Here is a 19,907-nt window from a genome sequence, read left to right as displayed (position 1 = left end):
TCACATTGCTGCATCGAGAACCATCGTGTCCCTTTCGTCAGAACGCTTCACCCCCGCTTTCGGCCTCGGCAATCCGCACCTGCAAACCTTGTGGGGGCCGCTGTGGCGCAAAACCGTGCACCTTGATCGCGAGCGCGAACGCCTGTGGCTCGACGACGGCGATTTCCTCGATCTCGACTGGCACGGCCCGCACAGCGCCGACGCACCCTTGGTGCTGGTATTGCACGGACTGACCGGTTCCTCGAACTCGCCTTACGTCGCCGGGATGCAAGCCGCCCTCGCCGCGCAAGGCTGGGCCAGTGTCGCGTTGAACTGGCGTGGCTGCTCGGGCGAACCGAATCTGCTGCCGCGCAGCTATCATTCCGGCGCCAGCGAAGACCTTGCCGAAGCCATCAGACACCTGCGCGCCAAGCGACCACTGGCGCCGCTGTATGCCGTCGGTTATTCGCTGGGCGGTAATGTGCTGCTCAAGCACTTGGGCGAAACCGGCCGCGAAAGCGGTGTGCTTGGTGCGGTCGCGGTATCGGTGCCGTTTCGTCTGGACCAATGCGCGGATCGGATCGGCCAAGGGTTTTCCAAGGTCTATCAGGCGCACTTCATGCGCGAGATGCTTGCCTACATCAAGAACAAGCAACGGCAGTTCCAGCATGACGGACGCGAAGACGGCCTCGCCGCGCTGGCAGCGCTCGGCTCGCTGGAGAACATGCGCACGTTCTGGGATTTCGACGGCCGGGTGACCGCGCCGCTGCATGGCTTTGTCGATGCCGAGGATTATTATCGCCGCGCATCGAGCCGCTACTTCCTCGGCGAGATCCACACGCCGACTCTGATTATTCAGGCGGCGGACGATCCATTCGTGTTCCCGCACAGCCTGCCGCAAGCCAGCGAGCTGTCCTCGTCGACGCAGTTCGAATTGCAGGCACGGGGCGGGCATGTCGGGTTCGTCGATGGTTCGTTCCGTCAGCCGGGTTACTACCTGGAACGGCGCATCCCGCAATGGCTGGCCGCCTCAGGCCGCGAGTAGCGCCATGAGCGATCAGGGCGAGTCGATCCGCTTCTGGCAGACCGAGCCACCTGAGCCGGCAGTTCAAGCAGGTTTATGGCGTCGGGCCTGCGGCGTATCGCAATGCCCGACGGACGCCTGAAGATACCCAATGATCCTTGTAGGAGTGAGCCTGCTCGCGATAGCAGTGTGTCCGTCGACATCAATATTGACGGTTAAACCGCCATCGCGAGCAGGCTCACTCCTACAGGGAGTTTGCGGGGATCACTCGCCGGTGGCGACGCCTCGGGCCGGCTCGTTGATCCACTCGCTCCACGACCCTGCATACAGCGAGGCCAGCGGATAACCCGCCAGACACAACGCAAACAGATTGTGGCAAGCCGTGACCCCGGAACCGCAATACGCGACCAGTTCCGACGGCGAGCGATCGCCCAATTTCGCGGCAAAGCGCTGTTTGAGCTGATCGGCCGGCAGGAATCGTCCGTCGCTGCCAAGGTTGTCAGTGAACGCCGCACATTGCGCGCCGGGAATGTGCCCGGCAATTGGATCGATCGGCTCTACTTCACCCTTGAAACGCGGCAATCCGCGGGCATCAAGCAAGGTCAGCGTCGGTTGGCCGAGGCGCTTGTGCAATTGCTCGGCGCTGAGCAACAGATGCATGTCTGGTTGTCCGCTGAAATTGCCGCGAGACACGCTCGGCGCGTCGAGGCTCAGCGGCAGGCCCGCCGCATGCCACGCTTTGAGGCCGCCATCGAGAATGAACACGCCATCACGTTTGCCCAGCCACGCCAGCAACCACCAGGCCCGCGCCGCATAAGCGCCGGGGCCGTCGTCATACAGAATCACTTCGCTGTCGGCATTGATGCCCCAGGCCTGCAGTCGCTCGATCAACGCGGCTGGCTCGGGCAACGGATGCCGTCCGGTCTTGCCCTTGATCACCGGGCCACTGAGGTCACGCTCAAGATCGGCGAAGCTCGCCCCGGCAATATGCCCTTCGGCGTAGCTGCGCTGACCGTAATCCGGATCTTCGAGGGCAAAACGACAATCGAGAATCACCAGCCCCGGCTGCTCCTTGCGGGCATCCAACGCTTGCGGGCTGATCAGTTGCGCAATCGGCATAGCGGACTCCTGTGGGACGACATCGAAATTGTTTATTGCACTTCTTCGAGGGCCTGGGCCAGCGGCACGTAGAACTCCTCGAACAACGCATTGACCTCTTCGCGGGCCTGCTCGGTGACAAAACCTGCTTCCAGCACCAACACCTGATACACGCCACGTTTAATGGCCTGCTCGCTGAGGTGTTTGGAATTCTCCCGCGTGGTGCACAGAAACCTTACCCATGAGGTAAGGATGATCCAGGCATTCAGCGTCAGGGATTCGATTTGCACGCGATCCATCTTGAGAATCCCGGCAGCCACAAACCCTTCATAGATCGCCGTGCCCTGAATCAGGCAACGTTGAGAGAAACGCCGGTAGCGCGCAGCCAGGTCCGCATCGCTGTCGAGCAAATGTTCCAGATCACGATGCAAAAAGCGATAACCCCACATCGCCGACAGCAGCTCCTTGAGGTAGTAGCGCTTGTCTTCGACCGTGGCAGCACGACCCTGAGGCGGGCGCAGGAAGCTGTCCACCAGGCTTTCGTACTCACTGAACAGCACGGCGATAATCGCCTGCTTGTTGGGGAAGTGGTAGTACAGATTGCCCGGAGAAATCTCCATATGGGCCGCGATGTGATTGGTGCTGATACTGCGTTCGCCCTGCTGATTGAACAGTTCGAGGCTGTTCTGCACGATGCGCTCGCTGGTTTTTATCCGTGGGGCCATGGCTTGAGCTTAAATTCAGAGTGCGATAGCGGGCATCTTACGACCTATCGGTCAGCGGATAAAACCGCACCGGTTCAGGAAGTCATTTGACTTTGTAGAGCATAGACTCTAAAAAGTTCCTCACTACAATAAATCCGGAGCTGACCATGACTGCCGACATTGCCTACTTGCAGGCGCTTCAACAGCCGTTGGACGAGCTCAATCGGCTATTCGACGGCCAGCGCGCCGCTTACGCCGCCAACCCGATGCCGCCCGCCGCCCAGCGCCAGCAATGGCTCAAGGCGTTGCGCGATCTGTTGAGCAATGAACGTCAGGCCTTGATCGAAGCAATCAGCACCGATTTCAGCCACCGCAGCGCTGATGAAACCCTGCTGGCCGAGCTGATGCCGAGCTTGCACGGCATTCATTACGCCAGCCGCCACATCAAACAGTGGATGAAGCCCTCGCGGCGCAAAGTCGGCGTCGCGTTTCAGCCTGCTGCGGCAAAAGTGGTGTACCAGCCGCTGGGCGTGGTCGGCGTCATCGTGCCGTGGAACTACCCGCTGTTTCTTGCCATCGGCCCGCTGGTCGGTGCCCTTTCGGCGGGCAATCGGGTGATGCTCAAGCTCAGCGAATCGACCCCCGCCACCGGCCTGCTGCTCAAGGAGTTGCTGGCGCGGATCTTCCCCGAAGACCTGGTCTGCGTGGTGCTCGGTGAAGCCGATGTCGGCGTGGCGTTCTCCCGGCTGCGCTTCGATCACCTGCTGTTCACCGGCGCCACCAGCATCGGCAAGCATGTGATGCGCGCCGCCGCCGAAAACCTGACCCCTGTGACCCTCGAACTGGGCGGCAAGTCGCCGGCCATCGTCTCCCGCGACGTACCGCTGAAAGACGCTGCCGAACGCATCGCCTTCGGCAAAACCCTCAACGCCGGCCAGACCTGCGTCGCCCCGGATTACGTGCTGGTGCCGGAAGACCGCGTCGGCGCGTTCGTCGAGGCTTATCGTCAGGCAGTTCAGGGGTTTTATCCGACCCTCGCCGACAACCCGGACTACACCGCAATCATCAACGATCGCCAATTGGCGCGGCTCAACAGCTATCTCAGCGACGCCACCAGCAAGGGCGCGCTGCTGATTCCGCTGTTCGATCAAGGACAGGGCCGGCGCATGCCGCATAGCCTGCTGCTGAATGTCAGCGACGACATGACGGTAATGCAGGATGAAATCTTCGGCCCGTTGCTGCCGATCGTGCCGTATCAGGATCTGGATCAGGCATTTGCCTACATCAATCAGCGCCCTCGTCCTCTGGCCCTTTACTACTTTGGCTACGACAAGCGTGAGCAGAATCGCGTATTGCACGAAACCCATTCGGGCGGCGTGTGCCTGAACGACACCTTGCTGCACGTCGCGCAGGACGACATGCCGTTCGGCGGCATTGGCGCCTCGGGCATGGGCCATTACCACGGTCACGAAGGTTTTCTGACTTTCAGCAAGGCCAAAGGCGTACTGATCAAACAGCGCTTCAACGCGGCCAGGCTGATTTATCCGCCGTATGGCACGTCGATCCAGAAACTGATTCAGAAACTGTTCATTCGCTAATGCACGTCACCGCCGGGTAATAACAACAATGCACCCAAGCCTGACCGAAACACCTGCCCTGTCGCGCCGTGGCCTGCTGAAATTCAGCCTCGGCGCCACCGCGTTTCTTGCCACTGCCGGGCTTGGCGCTAGCCTTAGTGGTTGTTCGTCGAGCATCGCCGCTAACGGCTTCGTCACGTTACGCGATGGCGATCTGCTGTTTTTGCGCGCGTTGATTCCAGTGATGCTCGATGGCGCGGTAGCCGCGACAGCCATGCCCGCCGCCATCGACGGAACGCTGAAGTCTTTGGACTACAGCCTCAATCACCTGTCGCCGGAAATGCTCAAGCTCACCCGGCAACTGTTCGACGTACTCGGCATGGCCGTGACTCGCGGCCCGCTCACCGGCATCTGGGGCAGTTGGGAAAACGCCAGTCCCGAGGCCATGCGGCATTTCCTCGACCGCTGGCAGAACAGCTCGCTGAGCCTGTTGCGCATGGGCCATAGCTCCCTGCAGCAAATGGTGATGATGGCGTGGTACACCCGCGCCGAATCCTGGGCCCATTGCGGCTACCCCGGCCCACCCACCGTCTGAAACAGTGGAGCCCCTATCGCGAGCAGGCTCACTCCCACAGGGGTCGCATTCCAAATGTAGGAGTGAGCCTGCTCGCGATGAGGCCAACAGCAGCACTATCAATCTGCCAGACAACAATAAGAGAGCCTGAACATGCCCGTACCCGACCCGTTCCGCGAAGGCCTCGCCCGTGGCTGGAAAACCTACAACGGCGCGCAACTGACCAATGACCTGACGCTGGAAGCCGACGTGGCAATCATCGGCAGCGGCGCTGGCGGCGGCACCACTGCGGAAATCCTCAGCGCCGCTGGCTATAAAGTGTTGCTGATCGAAGAAGGCCCGCTGAAAACCAGCAGCGACTTCAAAATGCTCGAAGACCAGGCCTACAGCAGCCTCTATCAGGAAGGCATCGGCCGCATGAGCAAGGACGGTGCGATCACCATCCTGCAAGGACGCGCCGTCGGTGGCACCACGCTGATCAACTGGACATCGAGCTTTCGCACTCCCGATCCGACCCTCGAACACTGGGCCAAGGAGCACAACGTCAAGGGTCATGCCCCGGCCGACATGGCGCCATGGTTCGAGAAAATGGAAAAACGTCTCGGCGTCGCCCCCTGGATGGTTCCGCCCAATGCCAACAACGACGTGATCCGTAAAGGCTGTGAGCAACTCGGCTATAGCTGGCACGTCATTCCGCGTAACGTGCTCGGCTGCTGGAACCTCGGCTATTGCGGCATGGGCTGCCCGACCAACGCCAAGCAATCGATGATGGTCACGACCATTCCCGCGACGCTGGAAAAGGGTGGCGAACTGCTCTATCTGGCCCGCGCCGAAAAGCTGTTGCTCAATGGCGACAAGGTCACCGGCCTGCAATGCGTGGCGATGGATGAACGCTGCGTCGAGCCAACCGGCCGCACCATCACGGTCAAGGCGCGGCATTACGTGCTGGCCGGTGGCGGCATCAACAGCCCGGGGCTGCTGTTGCGTTCGGATGCTCCCGATCCGCACAAGTGCCTCGGCAAACGCACGTTTCTGCATCTGGTGAATATGTCCGCCGGGCGTTTCGAAGAAGTGGTCAACCCGTTCTACGGCGCGCCGCAGTCAATTTACTCGGACTATTTCCAGTGGAAGGACGGCACCACCGGGCCGATGGGCTACAAACTCGAAGTGCCGCCGTTGCAACCGGCGCTGGCGGCAACGCTGCTCGGCGGTTTTGGCCAGCAGAACGCCGAGCACATGGCCGATCTGCCGCACACCCATGCCATGCTCGCGTTGCTGCGCGACGGCTTTCACCCGGACAGCCCAGGCGGCAGCGTCGAATTGCGTGGTGATGGTTCGCCGGTGCTCGACTATCAGGTCTCGCCCTACGCTTGGGAAGGTCTGCGCCGGGCGTTCCACAGCATGGCCGAGATTCAGTTTGCCGGTGGTGCCAAATCGGTGATGCCGATGCACGCCGATGCGCGCTACGTGAACAGCCTGGCCGAAGCGCGCTCGCTGATCGACGGTCTGAGCCTTGAGTTGTATCGTACCCGGCTGGGCAGCGCTCACGTCATGGGCGGTTGCGCGATGGGCGAAGACCCGAAAACTGCGGTCACCGACAGCCTGGGTCGTCATCATCAACTGAATAATCTGTCGATTCACGACGGCTCGCTGTTCCCCACCAGCATCGGCGCCAACCCGCAATTGTCGGTGTATGGCCTGACCGCGCAACTGGCGACATCCCTCGTCGATCGACTGAGAAATCCGTGAAAAAACCGATTATTCGTCTCGTCTATAGTGCTTTCTTACCCAACAGGCGACTTGGCCGACCGGGACGGCTGCGATACCATCCGACTCCCCAACGGACTCCCGCCAGGACGACGCGATGAACCGAGTGTTGTACCCAGGTACCTTCGACCCTATTACCAAGGGCCATGGCGATCTGGTCGAACGCGCCTCGCGCCTGTTCGATCACGTGATCATTGCTGTCGCCGCCAGCCCGAAGAAAAACCCGCTGTTCCCGCTGGAACAACGGGTTGAACTGGCTCGCGAAGTGACCAAACACCTGCCGAACGTCGAAGTGGTCGGCTTCTCGACACTGCTGGCGCATTTCGCCAAAGAGCAGAACGCCAACGTGTTCCTGCGTGGCCTGCGAGCGGTGTCGGACTTCGAATACGAGTTCCAGTTGGCGAACATGAATCGCCAACTGGCACCGGATGTCGAGAGCCTGTTCCTCACGCCGTCCGAGCGTTATTCGTTCATTTCCTCGACGCTGGTGCGGGAAATCGCAGCTCTGGGCGGCGATATCACCAAATTCGTCCACCCGGCCGTGGCCGACGCGTTGACCCTGCGCTTCAAGAAGTAACGACCGTTCAAACGGCGCCCGCGTGCACTACGGGCGCCAATGCGGCACAATTGCGCGCATTGATTTATAGCGCCCGGGCCTGCCGCCCCGGCTGGAGTTAGCATGTCCCTGATCATCACCGACGATTGCATCAACTGCGACGTCTGCGAACCCGAGTGCCCGAACGCCGCCATTTCCCAGGGCGAAGAGATCTACGTGATCGACCCGAACCTGTGCACCCAGTGCGTCGGCCACTACGACGAACCGCAGTGCCAACAGGTCTGCCCGGTGGATTGCATCCCGCTGGACGAGGCGCATCCGGAGACTGAAGAGCAGTTGATGGAGAAGTACCACAAGATTACTGGCAAGGCCTGAGTCTATCTTCGCTTATTAGTCCTATCGCCAGCAGGCTGGCTCCCACAGGGGATTTGTGCCGATCACAATCCCTTGTGGGAGCCAGCCTGCTGGCGATGAGGCCTCAGCATCACTGCATTATTCAGATCAGCTCACTCCCGCTGCTCAAACCCCTCCCCCGTACACCCCAGACACCGCACAAACGCCGCTTTCGCCGGATCGACCACCAACGCCTGCCCCGCATCCCCGACGCCGCCGCCCAGCGCGGTAAATGGTAGCGACACCACGAACACCCCTGCACCAATCACCGTCGCCACCACCAATAAAGGTCGGGCAATCAGCAGATCGCCGATCATCGCGTAGGCAGGGGGATTCTGAATGGTGTAGCGCGGATCACCGCTGCCGCTTTCCGTGGCCCGGGCGGGCAGACTGGAACACAGCAGCAGTGCGACAAGCAGGACTTGCAAGGATTTCATGGCACGATCCTTCGGGCTGAACAGTGAGACAACTCACTATAGACCGTAGGACTTTTTCGACTTCCTGCCTAACTTTGGCAGCGCGGGCAGAACACACTGGAGCGCTGACCCAGCTTCACTTCCCGCAGGCCGGTGCCGCAGACCTTGCAGTGTTCGTTGCCACGACCGTAGACAAACAGTTCCTGCTGGAAATACCCCGGCTGACCGTCGCCACCAATAAAGTCGCGCAACGTGGTGCCGCCACGCTCGATAGCCGCGGCGAGGATGCGTTTGATCTCGATTGCCAGTTTCAGATAACGCGCCCGGGAAATGCTCTTGGCCTCACGGCGCGGGTCGATGCCGGCAGCGAACAGCGCTTCGGTCGCATAAATGTTGCCGACGCCCACCACCACCGCGTTGTCCATGATGAACGGCTTGACCGCCATCGAACGCCCACGTGACAACTGAAACAAGCGCTCGCCATCGAACAGATCGGTCAACGGCTCCGGCCCGAGGCGAATCAGCAATTCGTGATTGAGCGGATCGGTACTCCAGAGCATCGCGCCGAAACGCCGTGGATCGGTGTAGCGCAGGGCCAGTCCCGACTCCAGTTCGATATCGACATGCTCATGCTTGAGCGCCGGCAACCCGACTTCCACCAGCCGCAGATTGCCCGACATGCCCAAGTGACTGATCAAGGTACCGACTTCGGCGTTGATCAACAGATACTTGGCTCGCCGCTCGACCAGCACGATGCGCTGCCCGGACAGGCGCACATCGAGGTCTTCGGGAATCGGCCAGCGCAACCGTCGCTCGCGCACGACCACCCGGCTGACGCGCTGGCCTTCCAGATGCGGGGCGATGCCCCGACGGGTGGTTTCGACTTCCGGCAGTTCAGGCATGGCGTCCTCGAATCAATGCGCGCCGAGGTCGCGGATCGTTTGTTTGAGCGTTTCGAAGTCGTAGTCCGACAGACCAACATAATCAAGGACCAGCGGCCCGACCGCGTTCCACTCGAAATCTTCGGTCTGGTTGCCCAGCACTCGGTACGACGCGCAGATGTGCTCGGCCATTTTCAGAATCGCCAGCAGTTTTTTCAACTGGCTGTTGCGCGACGACTCGTCAGTGAAGATCGCCAGCGCGTTGTGGTGATTGGCGATAGCCGCACTCACATGCTCCGGCAGGCGCCACGACTTGGCCGTGTAGTAGCCGACCACCGCATGGTTGGTGTTGAACTCACGGTTTTCGGTATCGACCACTCGGCATTCAGGACTGGCATTGGCGTAAGCCTGTTCCAGCACCGACATATAGTTGGGGAAGCGCTGCAGCATCAACGGCACGCCGCAATCGTGGAACAGACCCAAGGCGTAGGCTTCATCGCCAGCCTGAGTGCCGATGCGTTTGGCCAGCGTCAGGCAGGTCATCGCGACGTCTTGAGCGGTGTCCCAGAAACGATTGAGCGTGACGATGGTGTCGTCGTTCATCTCGCCCTTGATCGACTGCGCGTTGATCAGGTTGATGATCGAGCGGCTGCCCAGCAGATTCACTGCGCGCTGAATCGAGGTGATCTTGTTGCTCAGGCCGTAATACGGCGAGTTGACGATTTTCAGCAACGAGCCGGACAGGCCAGGGTCTTGGGCGATCAATTTGGCGATCACCTCCAGATCCGGGTCGGGCATGTACTGCTCCATTTGCAGATCCACCATGATCTGCGGCTGCGCCGGCACGCTGATGCCTTGCAGGGACTGTTGAATCTGTTCGGTGGTCAGCTCTTGGGACATAAGTACACACTCTGGGACAGGCGGGGATTCTAACCTCTAAAAACTGCAGGACGACATACCAGTGGGCAATTGTCAGGAACTTTCATTCACGCGCCGGCTTCGGAATCTGTAATGCCGAACGGTTGAATTCAGTTCCGTGCGACGGCAAATCCCGCAGACTCAGGAGCTTATAGATGGCCACTTCCCTCAACGGCAAACGTGTCGCTTTTTTGGTAACCGATGGTTTCGAACAGGTTGAATTGACTGGCCCCAAGCAAGCGCTGGAGCAGGCTGGTGCACAGGTCGACATCCTCTCGGCCGAAGCCGGCAAGGTCAAAGGCTGGAACCACGACAAACCGGCGGACGACTTCAAGGTAGACCAGACTTTCCAGGCCGCCAGCATCGAGCAGTACGATGCCGTGGTGTTGCCCGGCGGCGTGCAGAACTCCGACACCATCCGCATCGACCAGAATGCCCAGCATCTGGTCAAGACCGGTGCGTCCGCCGGCAAGCCCATCGCGGTGATTTGCCATGGCAGTTGGTTGCTGATTTCTTCGGGACTGGTCAATGGCAAGACCATGACCAGCTATAAAACGGTCAAGGATGATCTGGTGAATGCCGGTGCGCACTGGGTGGATAAAGAAGTGGTCAAGGACGGCAACCTGATCAGCAGTCGAAACCCGGATGATATTCCGGCGTTCAGCCGCGAACTGATCACCGCCCTGTCAGCCTGACCCCGCACAGGCACCACTCCCACTGATCTATTGTGGTGAGGGGATTTTTATCCCCTCACCACAGGGCCTCTGTATAGCCCCCCAGCGCAGGCGTCCTGTGTATCCAACAGCCACATGTCCACTCGCCAGCCAATCGGGCAGTACAACACGCTATACTCCCGCTCTTTTTTCCGGAGCGACGTCATGTCCCTGCCTAGCCTGCGCCTCAAAGCCAACGCCGACCGACGCCTGCGAAACGGCCACTTGTGGGTCTACAGCAACGAAATCGACGTTGCCGCCACCCCTCTGAACGGCTTCAAGGCCGGCGATCAGGCCATCCTCGAAGCTGCCGGCGGCAAGCCGCTGGGCATCGTCGCGATGAGCCCGAACAACCTGATCTGCGCCCGTCTGCTGTCGCGCGACATCAAGCTGCCGCTGGACAAGTCGCTGCTGGTGCATCGCCTGAACGTTGCCCTGTCGCTGCGTGATCGCCTGTTCGACAAGCCGTTCTATCGTCTGGTCTACGGCGATTCCGACCTGCTGCCAGGTCTGGTGGTTGACCGTTTCGGCGACATCCTGGTGGTGCAGATCGCTTCGGCGACCATGGAAGCGCATAAAGAAGACGTGATCGCCGCACTGACCCAAGTGCTCAAGCCGAGCGGCATTCTGTTCAAGAACGACTCCGCTGCCCGTGATGCCGAAGGCCTCAACCGCTACGTCGAAACCGTGTTCGGCCTGGTGCCGGAGTGGGTTGCACTGGAAGAGAACGGCGTGAAGTTCGAAGCACCGGTGATTCAGGGCCAGAAAACCGGTTGGTTCTACGATCACCGCATGAACCGCGCCCGTCTGGCACCTTACGCCAAAGGCAAGCGCGTGCTCGACCTGTACAGCTACATCGGTGGCTGGGGCGTGCAGGCTGCCGCATTCGGCGCCAGTGAAGTGTTCTGCGTCGATGCCTCGGCCTTCGCCCTCGACGGCGTCGAGCGCAACGCCGCGCTGAACGGCTTCGCTGAAAAAATGACCTGCATTGAAGGCGACGTGTTCGAAGCCCTGAAAGAACTCAAGGCCAGCGAAGAGCGCTTCGACGTGATCGTTGCCGATCCGCCTGCATTCATCAAACGCAAGAAAGACCTGAAGAACGGCGAAGGCGCTTACCGTCGCCTGAACGAACAGGCCATGCGCCTGCTCAACAAGGACGGCATCCTGTTCAGCGCTTCGTGCTCCATGCACCTGCCGGAAGACGATCTGCAGAACATCCTGCTGACCAGCGCCCGTCACCTGGACCGCAATATCCAGCTGCTGGAGCGTGGCGGTCAGGGCCCGGATCACCCGGTGCACCCGGCCATCGCCGAAACCCGCTACATCAAGAGCATCACCTGCCGTCTGCTGCCAAACAGCTGATTGGCCTGAAAACGGGGAGCCCACGGGCTCCCCGTTTGCTGTCTGGTGATGCAATGTCGCCGGATTCACTGCTGTTTTCTTCCTCTTCCTACAAATACCTTCCTATATATATGCAGGAAATTTCTCTGCACATTTAATTTGTCGCCATATAACTTACAATCCGAATTTGCTCGAGCGACCACTCCGACAAAATTACTGGATTTTTCCTACTTGATAATCGCTTGCCATAAATCCATTACAAACTATTATTGAGTTGTCACCACGAGGTGGCACCCACAATTGATGAACAAGGAGTTCACACTATGAAAGCAATTACTCTGGAAGCTAACAAAATCGCAAACCTGGCTTTTCTGGTTGCCCCTAAAGCCCGTTAAGTAAGTCAGGACGCTGGGGAGTGCCGGCCCTCCAGCGTCCGCCCGACTGTAACCAGAGCGAGCCGACCCATATGCACATCAATCCTTTTCTGTTTATATTGCCGCGCACACCCGGACAAATAGTCTGGAACTACAAAGATCATGTCCAACATGAACTTGATGTCAATTACGCGTCACGCCTTGCCAAACTTATAAACAACCCCGACACATTCGACAGCCGCAACATAATAGACATACAACTATTAAATGCGGGAATACTAACCATTACAAAACTAGACAACCCGCAATGGGGTTGGGATGAACTGTCGAAAATTTATCATATCGGCACTCAGAACATTCCCTGCGAACATACACCTCAAGATATCCATGAGTGGTCCAGACAATATCTCCAGCATTGCAATGAAGTACTGACCACTCCGGCTCCCGAGCAAGAACGTCCGCTTCAGGATGATGCCCAGCGAATTCCCCTGCCCAAACCATTCGCATTGACTGACGACAGCCTGAACAACGCATTGCTCCAGCGCAAAACCTGTCGCTCGTTCAATGGCGCAGCGATCAATCTCGATGACGTTGCCACCTTGTTGTATCTGACCCTCGGTTATCTCCACGAACGTAAAAACGATCGCGACTCCAGCATCGCCCACGGTCTCGACGCCCGACGCAGCAGCCCTTCCGGTGGTGGCCTCAACGCGTGCGAAGGCTTTCTTCTGGTGCAGAACGTCACCGGTCTCGAGCCTGGTATTTACGCCTATCACCCGGCAGAGCACGCCCTGAGTTCAGTGAACCCGCTACCCGAACCGGCACTCGGCAATCTGTTGGCCGGCCAGCACTTCATCAACAACCTGCCGCTGGGACTGTTCATCACCGCGCGATTCGACAAGCTCTGGTGGAAATACGAACACTCGCGGGCCTACCGGATGGCGTTCGTCGAGGCCGGCCACCTGTCGCAATCCTTTCAACTGGTGGCGACAACACTGGGCCTTAATACCTGGCTGACCGGAGCGTTTGCCGACAGCCAGGTCGAAGCTCTGCTGAAGATCGAAAACAGCGCAGAACAGCCGTTGTTCTTCGTCGGTTGTGGTGCGAGCGACGGGCGAGCGATGTGCCAGGAAATGCAGGACCTGTTACAGGAGCCTTCGCCATGAAGGCACTTACTACCGGCCTCGATGAAAAACCGCTGTCCTGGTCGCTTCAGTTCACTTTGGGCGACTGGAACAATCACGCCACCGTTCGCACCAGCCATCACGACTACCAATTGCCGCCCGACGTGCAGCAACAACTGCTGACCCGCTTCTGGTTCCCGCCGGCATTCCTGCCGTACCTGGCCCATCCGGCCATCGAAGCGGCTGGCACCGACGTCATGCATCGCCTGTCAGCTTGTCATCTGGTGCATTTTCTCGACTACACCACGTTGCTCGAACACCGCATCGTCAACCGCGCCGTCGAAACCATCATTCACGGCGAGTTGCCCGCATACGTTCCCCCGCGAATGAAAAATGCCGCACTCCAGCTCTACACGGACGAGGGTTATCACGCGCTGTTTTCCAACCGACTCGCCGAGCAGATCGCCAAGCTTTATGCCATCGCCGAGCGTCCGGTGATGCCTCTGCGCATCACCCGACTGAACGCATTGATCGCCCGCACGCCCGAAAACAGCCGACCACTGGCATGGTTTCTGCTCGGCTTCGTCTCGGAAACCATCATTGCCCGTGAGCTACTCGACGTCTGCCGGGAAAGTCTGGTGAGCAGCGTAAGTGACATGTTGCGCGACCACCTCGCTGACGAGGCCCGCCACAGCCGCTACTTTTCTGAAGTGTTCCACTACCTCTGGTTGACCCTGAACGGTCGCCAGCGAGTGTTCGCTGCCAGAACCCTGCTGGATATCATCGTAACGTTCTTCGAAGTCGATGAGCGCTGGTTGAAACAGAGCTTGCGCGGCGCCAGGATTGCCGACAGCGCCATCTGCGAAATACTCGACAGCGCGACCAGCGTTGGGGCCCGACGCCAGCGAGCCAGAAACGGGGCCGTCGCTACTCTGGATGCGCTAAGCAAAGCCGGATTCTTCGCACTACCCAACAACCTGAAACTTTTCGCCAGGGCAGGACTGATCGATGAATGAAGGAAGAACAGTGGTGACCGCCCGGCAACGACGTGGGGCTGTGAGCCTCTTGTTGGCGATGGTGCTCCTGGGCGTTTTTCCACTCGACGTTCTGCTTCCTTCGTTCCCGGCGTTGGCCGCGCACTTCGGGCGCACCCCGGCGGATATTGCGCTGTCGATCAGCCTGTTCGCCGTCGGCATCGCCTTTGCTCAATTGCTGATCGGACCGCTTTCCGACGTCATCGGCCGCAAAGGGCTGCTGCTTGCCGGCATGAGCGTGTCGATGCTCGGTGCGCTCGGTTGCGTGATGACCAGCGACTACTCGTTGTTCCTGATGTTTCGCGTGTTGCAGGCACTCGGTTGCGGCTGCTTCGTATTGTCCCAGGCCCTGGTCCAGGACCTGTTCGAGGGTGAGGAGCGTGATCGCCTGCGCATCCTGATGGTCACGGCTACCGGGATTTTCATCTCGGTGTCGCCGTTGGCCGGCACCTTTCTGCAAGCCACCCTCGGCTGGCGCGGCAGTTTCTGGCTGTTTACTGCACTGGCTACCGTGGTGCTAATCAAGGCCTGGCTGTTTCTGGAGAACACCCGCCCGGCCACCAGCAGCAATACGCTTAACTTCCTGGGCGCCTATCGACGAGTACTGGGGAATTTCGATTTCGTCGGTTATTGGCTGATTTCAGCCTTTGCCTTCGCTTGCCACTTCTCGTTCATCGTCATCTCGCCGCTGATCTTCATGGAACGCCTGCAACTCTCGGCTTATGACTTTTCGCTGATCCTGTTGATTTACGGCGCAGCCTATATCGTCGGAGGTGTCGCCGCCACAGTGCTGAGCCGACGAATCACCCCCGGCCAGCAGATCATTACCGGGCTGAGCCTGATCCTCCTGGCCGGGCTGGTAATGCTGTATCTGTCGAAGTATTTTGCGCTGAGCCCGGCCACGGTACTGGTGCCAATGTTGATCTGCACCGCCGGCACCACCATTGCCCGCCCTGCTGCCACCTCTCGGGCTATGAGCCTGTTTCCCGAGATTGCCGGTACCTCGGCCTCGGCTGGCAGCACGATCATCTTCATTTGTGGCGGATTGATCAGTGCGCTGATCAGCCTCAGCCCGACCAACCTGCAATCGACGCTCGGTTACTGCTTCGTCCTGCTCAGTTGCGTGACGCTGACACTAAATAGCCGGATCAGCCGTCGAGCAAAACTGTCGAGGCCAGTCCGATAGCGCAGCCGGGCGGTGATTGAAGCTGCCGGTCGTCATCCAATACCCACCGTCGGCACTGGAACAACGTTTTGCGCCATTCCCTCCAGACGCCAGCGGTGTAGAATCGGCAGATTCATCGCCATTCATCCCCCGGCGGGTTTATGAGCTCAGGCTGAGGCAAGCGGCGATCCCGCAAAGTCATCGGCAACTTCCGGACACACGGCTATTTCTGAGTGTTCCAGACGTCAATAGAAGCTCACTCCCCTTTGATACCTGATTAGCCGCCCGGAGTGTTCCATGCCAGATTACCGCTCGAAAACATCCACCCACGGCCGCAACATGGCCGGCGCCCGCGCACTGTGGCGCGCCACCGGGATGAAAGATGACGACTTCAAAAAGCCGATCATCGCCATTGCCAACTCCTTCACCCAGTTCGTTCCGGGCCATGTGCACCTGAAAGACCTCGGTCAACTGGTTGCCCGTGAAATCGAACGTGCCGGTGGCGTAGCGAAAGAATTCAACACCATCGCCGTGGATGACGGCATCGCCATGGGCCACGACGGCATGCTCTATTCGCTGCCGAGCCGCGAGATCATTGCCGACTCCGTCGAGTACATGGTCAACGCCCACTGCGCCGACGCGATTGTGTGCATCTCCAACTGCGACAAGATCACCCCGGGCATGCTGATGGCAGCCCTGCGTCTGAACATTCCGGTGATTTTCGTTTCCGGCGGCCCGATGGAAGCCGGCAAGACCAAACTCGCTGCCCACGGCCTCGACCTTGTCGACGCCATGGTGATCGCCGCCGACTCCAGCGCTTCTGACGAGAAAGTCGCTGAGTACGAGCGCAGCGCGTGCCCGACCTGCGGTTCGTGCTCCGGCATGTTCACCGCCAACTCGATGAACTGCCTGACCGAAGCACTGGGCCTCGCACTGCCGGGCAACGGTTCGACCCTCGCCACCCACAGCGACCGCGAGCAGCTGTTCCTGCAGGCCGGCCGCACCATCGTCGAGCTGTGCAAGCGTTACTACACCGAGAACGACGAGTCGGTGCTGCCGCGCAACATCGCCAACTTCAAGGCGTTCGAGAACGCGATGATGCTCGACATCGCCATGGGCGGTTCGACCAACACCATCCTGCACCTGCTGGCTGCCGCCCAAGAGGCGGAAATCGATTTCGACCTGCGCGATATCGACCGTCTCTCGCGCACCGTTCCACAGTTGTGCAAAGTTGCGCCGAACATCCAGAAGTACCACATGGAAGACGTGCACCGCGCTGGCGGCATTTTCAGCATCCTCGGTTCGCTCGCCCGTGGCGGCCTGCTGCACACCGACCTGCCGACTGTACACAGCCGCAGCATGGAAGAAGCCATCGCCAAGTGGGACATCACCCAGACCACCGACGAAGCTGTGCATCACTTCTTCAAGGCTGGCCCGGGGGGCATTCCGACCCAGACCGCGTTCAGCCAGTCGACCCGCTGGGAAAGTCTCGACGACGACCGTGAAAACGGCTGTATCCGCAGCTTCGAGCACGCCTACTCCCAAGAAGGTGGCCTGGCCGTTCTGTACGGCAACATCGCTCTGGACGGCTGTGTGGTGAAAACCGCTGGTGTCGATGAGTCGATCCACGTCTTCGAAGGCAATGCAAAAATCTTCGAAAGTCAGGACAGCGCCGTACGCGGCATCCTCGCTGACGAAGTGAAGGCCGGCGACATCGTGATCATTCGTTACGAAGGCCCGAAAGGCGGCCCGGGCATGCAGGAAATGCTCTACCCGACTTCGTACCTGAAATCCAAAGGCCTGGGCAAAGATTGCGCGTTGCTCACCGACGGTCGTTTCTCCGGCGGTACGTCGGGCCTGTCCATCGGTCACGCTTCGCCAGAAGCGGCTGCCGGTGGTGCAATCGGTCTGGTACAGGACGGCGACAAAGTCCTGATCGACATTCCGAACCGTTCGATCAACCTGTTGATCAGCGATGAGGAAATGGCTGCACGCCGTGCCGAACAGGACAAGAAAGGCTGGAAACCGGTTGAAGTGCGTCCACGTAAAGTGACCACCGCCCTGAAAGCCTATGCCCTGCTGGCCACCAGCGCCGACAAGGGCGCGGTGCGTAACAAAGCGATGCTCGACGGCCTGTAATCCTTAGCCGCCGGACAAAAAAATGCCCCGCCAAGTGCGGGGCTTTTTTTGCCTGATCGATTCAATGGGTAAATATGACTGCCCCATCGCGAGCAGGCTCACTCCCACAAGGATCGATGGGGTTCACACGAAATATGTTTCACCCTCAAAACCTGTGGGAGCGGGCTTACCCGCGATTGAAGCACCTCGGTCTTACTGGATCTCTTCAGGCTTGACGATCACCCAGTTCTTGTCTGCCGTCACCGGCAAACCTTCCTTCGCCTGGGCCGCAGCGTTCTTGGCCATCATGCCATTCAGTTGGGTCATGTATTTGTCTTTGCGGTTGACCCACAAATGGATGCCGCCCTTGGCCACGTCAACACTGTGGAACAGCATGTAACCGTCGCTGGTCGGTGTATCACCGCCCACCAGCACCGGTTTCTTCCATTCGTCGATGTAGGTGAGGATCGCCGCTTGTTTGCCGGCCATCCAGGTCGCCGGGGTCCACAGGTACGGCGTGAGTTCGAGGCCCATGTTGGCCTTCTCGTCATACTTGCCGGCAGTGATCTGCTTGCGGGCCGTGGTCAGCTCGCCAGTCTTGGGATCCTTGAGCAGCAACGACACACCAATCACGTTCTGCGGTTTGACGTTGTAGCCATACTTCGGATCGGCCGCGACCATGCGCACCAGTTCTTCCGAGGCAGCGGTCATCACATAAACCTCGATGCCGTTTTCCATCAACTTGTTGTACAACTCGACTTGCCCGGTGAAGATCTTCGGCGGCTGCACGTCGAGGTTTTTCACCACATCGCCATCGTAATAAGTGGCCGGCACCGCTTTGCCAGAAGCCATCATTTCATCGACGTAGCCCTTGAGCTCTGTGAGGGTAAAGCCCGAAAACACCTGTGCTACCCACGGGTAGCAGACCATGTCGTCAACTTCGCAGAGGCGGTAGTAATAGCTGAACAGGCTTTCCTTGTGGTCGGCGGTGTCCTTGAACGGCATCAGTTTCAGCGAGGGATCGAGCTTGTCGCGGGTGATCAGGCCCTTGTTTTCCATGTACGGCAGCAGCGACTCCTCCAGGTCGTAGCGGTAACTGGTGTTGTCCATGTCGAACACCGCGTAGTTACCCTTGTTGGCATTGGCCGCGATCATCGCGTCCAGTGCCTTGGCCTGATCGGCCGGCCAGTGTTTGAGATCGGTGGCGAATGCCTGTCCGGCAAAGCCCAGCCCTAACGTCAGTGCGACAGCCAGCATTTTCGGTGCGAACTTCATCGGCATGCTCCCTCATTGAAAGACACAGGTTCAAAGAGATCGACGCTAACAAATAAGTGTGACAGTCCTCGTCTGTCAGCGACCGGGCGCGTCCCTTTTGCGCCAGATGCATCCCTCTGAGCGACATCGGCTTATTCCAAAAACGACGGACGACCTGCCTTTTCGGTATTAAATCATTGGAAATCAAACTGTTAGGCTTGCCGGTTCGCAGCTGCCCAAGAATGTGGCTGGCACAAGTCTTATCGGAGTCTTCATGAATCTGCCGCTGATCCTCAATCTGCTGGTGTTCCTCGCCCTGCTCTTCGGTCTGGCGCAAACCCGCCATACCTCGTGGAGCCTGGCGAAAAAAGTCCTGCTCGCACTCGCCTTGGGCGTTGCCTTCGGTGTTGCGCTGCATACCGTTTACGGTGCTGGCAACCCGGTGCTGAAAGCCTCGATCGGCTGGTTCGATCTGGTCGGCAACGGTTACGTGCAGTTGCTGCAAATGATCGTGATCCCGCTGGTGTTCGCCTCGATCCTCAGCGCTGTGGCGCGTCTGCACAACGCGTCGTCCCTGGGTAAGATCAGCTTCCTGACCATTGGCACCCTGCTGTTCACCACCGCGATTGCGGCGCTGATCGGTATCGGCCTGACCAATCTGTTCGGCCTCACCGCTGAAGGTCTGGTCGCCGGCACTCAGGAAATGGCCCGTCTGCAAACGATTCAGACCGACTACGCCGGCAAGGTTGCCGACCTGAATGTGCCGCAATTGCTGCTGTCGTTCATCCCGCAGAACCCGTTCGCCGATCTGGCCCGGGCCAAGCCGACGTCGATCATCAGTGTGGTGATTTTCGCTGCGTTCCTCGGGGTTGCCGCGCTGCAACTGCTCAAGGATGA

At 59.3% G+C, this 19,907-nt stretch carries 19 protein-coding genes and 1 pseudogene; 14 read left to right on the top strand and 6 right to left on the bottom strand.

Annotation, left to right across the window (positions count from 1 at the left end; genetic code table 11):
* Positions 1-25: 25 nt before the first annotated feature.
* Positions 26-1,024, top strand: a complete 999-nt coding sequence (locus tag ACIOZM_RS11765; protein WP_401213585.1) for a hydrolase — start codon at positions 26-28, stop codon at positions 1,022-1,024.
* A 44-nt stretch (positions 1,025-1,068) separates the two neighbouring features.
* A pseudogene (locus ACIOZM_RS11760) lies at positions 1,069-1,158 on the top strand (AraC family transcriptional regulator); the annotation flags it as partial.
* Positions 1,159-1,267: 109 nt separating this feature from the next.
* Here the strand turns inward: ACIOZM_RS11760 and ACIOZM_RS11755 are convergent.
* Both ACIOZM_RS11755 and ACIOZM_RS11750 read right to left on the bottom strand, forming a co-directional pair.
* Positions 1,268-2,122, bottom strand: coding sequence for a sulfurtransferase (locus tag ACIOZM_RS11755; RefSeq protein WP_401213583.1), 855 nt, complete (start codon positions 2,120-2,122; stop codon positions 1,268-1,270).
* Positions 2,123-2,154: 32 nt separating this feature from the next.
* A complete protein-coding gene (locus ACIOZM_RS11750) occupies positions 2,155-2,826 on the bottom strand; it encodes a TetR/AcrR family transcriptional regulator (RefSeq protein WP_401213581.1) in 672 nt (223 codons plus the stop codon).
* Positions 2,827-2,972: 146 nt separating this feature from the next.
* Here ACIOZM_RS11750 and ACIOZM_RS11745 point away from each other — a divergent pair, with 146 nt between their 5' ends.
* From ACIOZM_RS11745 to ACIOZM_RS11725, 5 genes are all read left to right on the top strand, one after another.
* Positions 2,973-4,403: a coniferyl aldehyde dehydrogenase gene (locus ACIOZM_RS11745; RefSeq protein ID WP_401213578.1), complete on the top strand. Its 1,431-nt coding sequence runs from the start codon at positions 2,973-2,975 to the stop codon at positions 4,401-4,403.
* A 28-nt stretch (positions 4,404-4,431) separates the two neighbouring features.
* Complete coding sequence (locus ACIOZM_RS11740; RefSeq protein WP_401213575.1) at positions 4,432-4,977, top strand: twin-arginine translocation pathway signal protein; 546 nt, start codon at positions 4,432-4,434, stop codon at positions 4,975-4,977.
* Positions 4,978-5,109: 132 nt separating this feature from the next.
* Positions 5,110-6,705: a GMC family oxidoreductase N-terminal domain-containing protein gene (locus tag ACIOZM_RS11735; protein ID WP_401213572.1), complete on the top strand. Its 1,596-nt coding sequence runs from the start codon at positions 5,110-5,112 to the stop codon at positions 6,703-6,705.
* Positions 6,706-6,820: 115 nt separating this feature from the next.
* Positions 6,821-7,300 carry a pantetheine-phosphate adenylyltransferase gene (coaD, locus tag ACIOZM_RS11730; protein ID WP_003176711.1) on the top strand — a complete coding sequence of 160 codons (480 nt, stop codon included), beginning with the start codon at positions 6,821-6,823 and terminating at the stop codon, positions 7,298-7,300.
* Between the two features lie 102 nt (positions 7,301-7,402).
* A complete protein-coding gene (locus tag ACIOZM_RS11725) occupies positions 7,403-7,654 on the top strand; it encodes a YfhL family 4Fe-4S dicluster ferredoxin (protein WP_128873547.1) in 252 nt (83 codons plus the stop codon).
* Between the two features lie 131 nt (positions 7,655-7,785).
* Here the strand turns inward: ACIOZM_RS11725 and ACIOZM_RS11720 are convergent, their stop codons facing one another.
* The 3 genes from ACIOZM_RS11720 to ACIOZM_RS11710 all read right to left on the bottom strand — a co-directional run bounded on the left by ACIOZM_RS11720 (position 7,786) and on the right by ACIOZM_RS11710 (position 9,815).
* Positions 7,786-8,109: a multidrug transporter gene (locus ACIOZM_RS11720; protein ID WP_401213568.1), complete on the bottom strand. Its 324-nt coding sequence runs from the start codon at positions 8,107-8,109 to the stop codon at positions 7,786-7,788.
* A gap of 68 nt (positions 8,110-8,177) precedes the next feature.
* Entirely contained in the window at positions 8,178-8,990 is an 813-nt protein-coding gene (gene mutM / locus ACIOZM_RS11715; protein ID WP_401213565.1) for a bifunctional DNA-formamidopyrimidine glycosylase/DNA-(apurinic or apyrimidinic site) lyase, read from the bottom strand.
* A 12-nt stretch (positions 8,991-9,002) separates the two neighbouring features.
* The gene (locus ACIOZM_RS11710) at positions 9,003-9,815 is read right to left on the bottom strand and encodes an HDOD domain-containing protein (protein WP_401213758.1); all 813 of its coding nucleotides are present in this window, start codon (positions 9,813-9,815) and stop codon (positions 9,003-9,005) included.
* A 227-nt stretch (positions 9,816-10,042) separates the two neighbouring features.
* Between ACIOZM_RS11710 and ACIOZM_RS11705 the strand changes: the two genes are divergently transcribed.
* The 6 genes from ACIOZM_RS11705 to ilvD all read left to right on the top strand — a co-directional run bounded on the left by ACIOZM_RS11705 (position 10,043) and on the right by ilvD (position 17,777).
* A complete protein-coding gene (locus tag ACIOZM_RS11705) occupies positions 10,043-10,582 on the top strand; it encodes a type 1 glutamine amidotransferase domain-containing protein (protein ID WP_401213563.1) in 540 nt (179 codons plus the stop codon).
* Between the two features lie 183 nt (positions 10,583-10,765).
* A complete protein-coding gene (locus tag ACIOZM_RS11700; protein WP_401213560.1) occupies positions 10,766-11,962 on the top strand; it encodes a class I SAM-dependent rRNA methyltransferase in 1,197 nt (398 codons plus the stop codon).
* A gap of 445 nt (positions 11,963-12,407) precedes the next feature.
* Positions 12,408-13,481 carry a SagB family peptide dehydrogenase gene (locus ACIOZM_RS11695; protein ID WP_401213558.1) on the top strand — a complete coding sequence of 358 codons (1,074 nt, stop codon included), beginning with the start codon at positions 12,408-12,410 and terminating at the stop codon, positions 13,479-13,481.
* Positions 13,478-14,455 carry a diiron oxygenase gene (locus ACIOZM_RS11690; protein ID WP_401213556.1) on the top strand — a complete coding sequence of 326 codons (978 nt, stop codon included), beginning with the start codon at positions 13,478-13,480 and terminating at the stop codon, positions 14,453-14,455. The genes ACIOZM_RS11695 and ACIOZM_RS11690 overlap by 4 nt, the downstream gene beginning before the upstream one ends.
* Positions 14,448-15,659: a multidrug effflux MFS transporter gene (locus ACIOZM_RS11685; RefSeq protein ID WP_401213553.1), complete on the top strand. Its 1,212-nt coding sequence runs from the start codon at positions 14,448-14,450 to the stop codon at positions 15,657-15,659. Before ACIOZM_RS11690 ends, ACIOZM_RS11685 begins: the two co-directional genes overlap by 8 nt.
* A 276-nt stretch (positions 15,660-15,935) precedes the next feature.
* Positions 15,936-17,777: a dihydroxy-acid dehydratase gene (gene ilvD / locus ACIOZM_RS11680; RefSeq protein WP_401213551.1), complete on the top strand. Its 1,842-nt coding sequence runs from the start codon at positions 15,936-15,938 to the stop codon at positions 17,775-17,777.
* 192 nt (positions 17,778-17,969) lie between these two features.
* On the opposite strand, the gene ACIOZM_RS11675 is transcribed toward ilvD, so the two are convergent.
* The gene (locus tag ACIOZM_RS11675) at positions 17,970-19,031 is read right to left on the bottom strand and encodes a haloacid dehalogenase-like hydrolase (RefSeq protein ID WP_401213755.1); all 1,062 of its coding nucleotides are present in this window, start codon (positions 19,029-19,031) and stop codon (positions 17,970-17,972) included.
* A 253-nt stretch (positions 19,032-19,284) separates the two neighbouring features.
* On the opposite strand from ACIOZM_RS11675, the gene ACIOZM_RS11670 reads away from it, so the two are divergent.
* Positions 19,285-19,907: cation:dicarboxylate symporter family transporter (locus tag ACIOZM_RS11670; protein WP_401213549.1), on the top strand; the 623-nt coding region annotated here is incomplete at its 3' end.

This window comes from Pseudomonas sp. NPDC087346 (genome assembly GCF_044744235.1).
Taxonomy (GTDB): domain Bacteria; phylum Pseudomonadota; class Gammaproteobacteria; order Pseudomonadales; family Pseudomonadaceae; genus Aquipseudomonas.
Note: the sequence above shows the minus strand (reverse complement) of the source record. Positions and strands in the feature narration are given on the sequence as shown.

Bases quoted from the DNA above. Each gene is read 5' to 3' on its own strand.
- ACIOZM_RS11755 (WP_401213583.1), bottom strand. From the start codon at position 2,122: ATGCCGATTGCGCAACTGATCAGCCCGCAAGCGTTGGATGCCCGCAAG.
- ACIOZM_RS11750 (WP_401213581.1), bottom strand. From the start codon at position 2,826: ATGGCCCCACGGATAAAAACCAGCGAGCGCATCGTGCAGAACAGCCTC.
- ACIOZM_RS11745 (WP_401213578.1), top strand. From the start codon at position 2,973: ATGACTGCCGACATTGCCTACTTGCAGGCGCTTCAACAGCCGTTGGAC.
- ACIOZM_RS11740 (WP_401213575.1), top strand. From the start codon at position 4,432: ATGCACCCAAGCCTGACCGAAACACCTGCCCTGTCGCGCCGTGGCCTG.
- ACIOZM_RS11735 (WP_401213572.1), top strand. From the start codon at position 5,110: ATGCCCGTACCCGACCCGTTCCGCGAAGGCCTCGCCCGTGGCTGGAAA.
- coaD (WP_003176711.1), top strand. From the start codon at position 6,821: ATGAACCGAGTGTTGTACCCAGGTACCTTCGACCCTATTACCAAGGGC.
- ACIOZM_RS11725 (WP_128873547.1), top strand. From the start codon at position 7,403: ATGTCCCTGATCATCACCGACGATTGCATCAACTGCGACGTCTGCGAA.
- ACIOZM_RS11720 (WP_401213568.1), bottom strand. From the start codon at position 8,109: ATGAAATCCTTGCAAGTCCTGCTTGTCGCACTGCTGCTGTGTTCCAGT.
- mutM (WP_401213565.1), bottom strand. From the start codon at position 8,990: ATGCCTGAACTGCCGGAAGTCGAAACCACCCGTCGGGGCATCGCCCCG.
- ACIOZM_RS11705 (WP_401213563.1), top strand. From the start codon at position 10,043: ATGGCCACTTCCCTCAACGGCAAACGTGTCGCTTTTTTGGTAACCGAT.
- ACIOZM_RS11700 (WP_401213560.1), top strand. From the start codon at position 10,766: ATGTCCCTGCCTAGCCTGCGCCTCAAAGCCAACGCCGACCGACGCCTG.
- ACIOZM_RS11695 (WP_401213558.1), top strand. From the start codon at position 12,408: ATGCACATCAATCCTTTTCTGTTTATATTGCCGCGCACACCCGGACAA.
- ACIOZM_RS11690 (WP_401213556.1), top strand. From the start codon at position 13,478: ATGAAGGCACTTACTACCGGCCTCGATGAAAAACCGCTGTCCTGGTCG.
- ACIOZM_RS11685 (WP_401213553.1), top strand. From the start codon at position 14,448: ATGAATGAAGGAAGAACAGTGGTGACCGCCCGGCAACGACGTGGGGCT.
- ilvD (WP_401213551.1), top strand. From the start codon at position 15,936: ATGCCAGATTACCGCTCGAAAACATCCACCCACGGCCGCAACATGGCC.
- ACIOZM_RS11675 (WP_401213755.1), bottom strand. From the start codon at position 19,031: ATGAAGTTCGCACCGAAAATGCTGGCTGTCGCACTGACGTTAGGGCTG.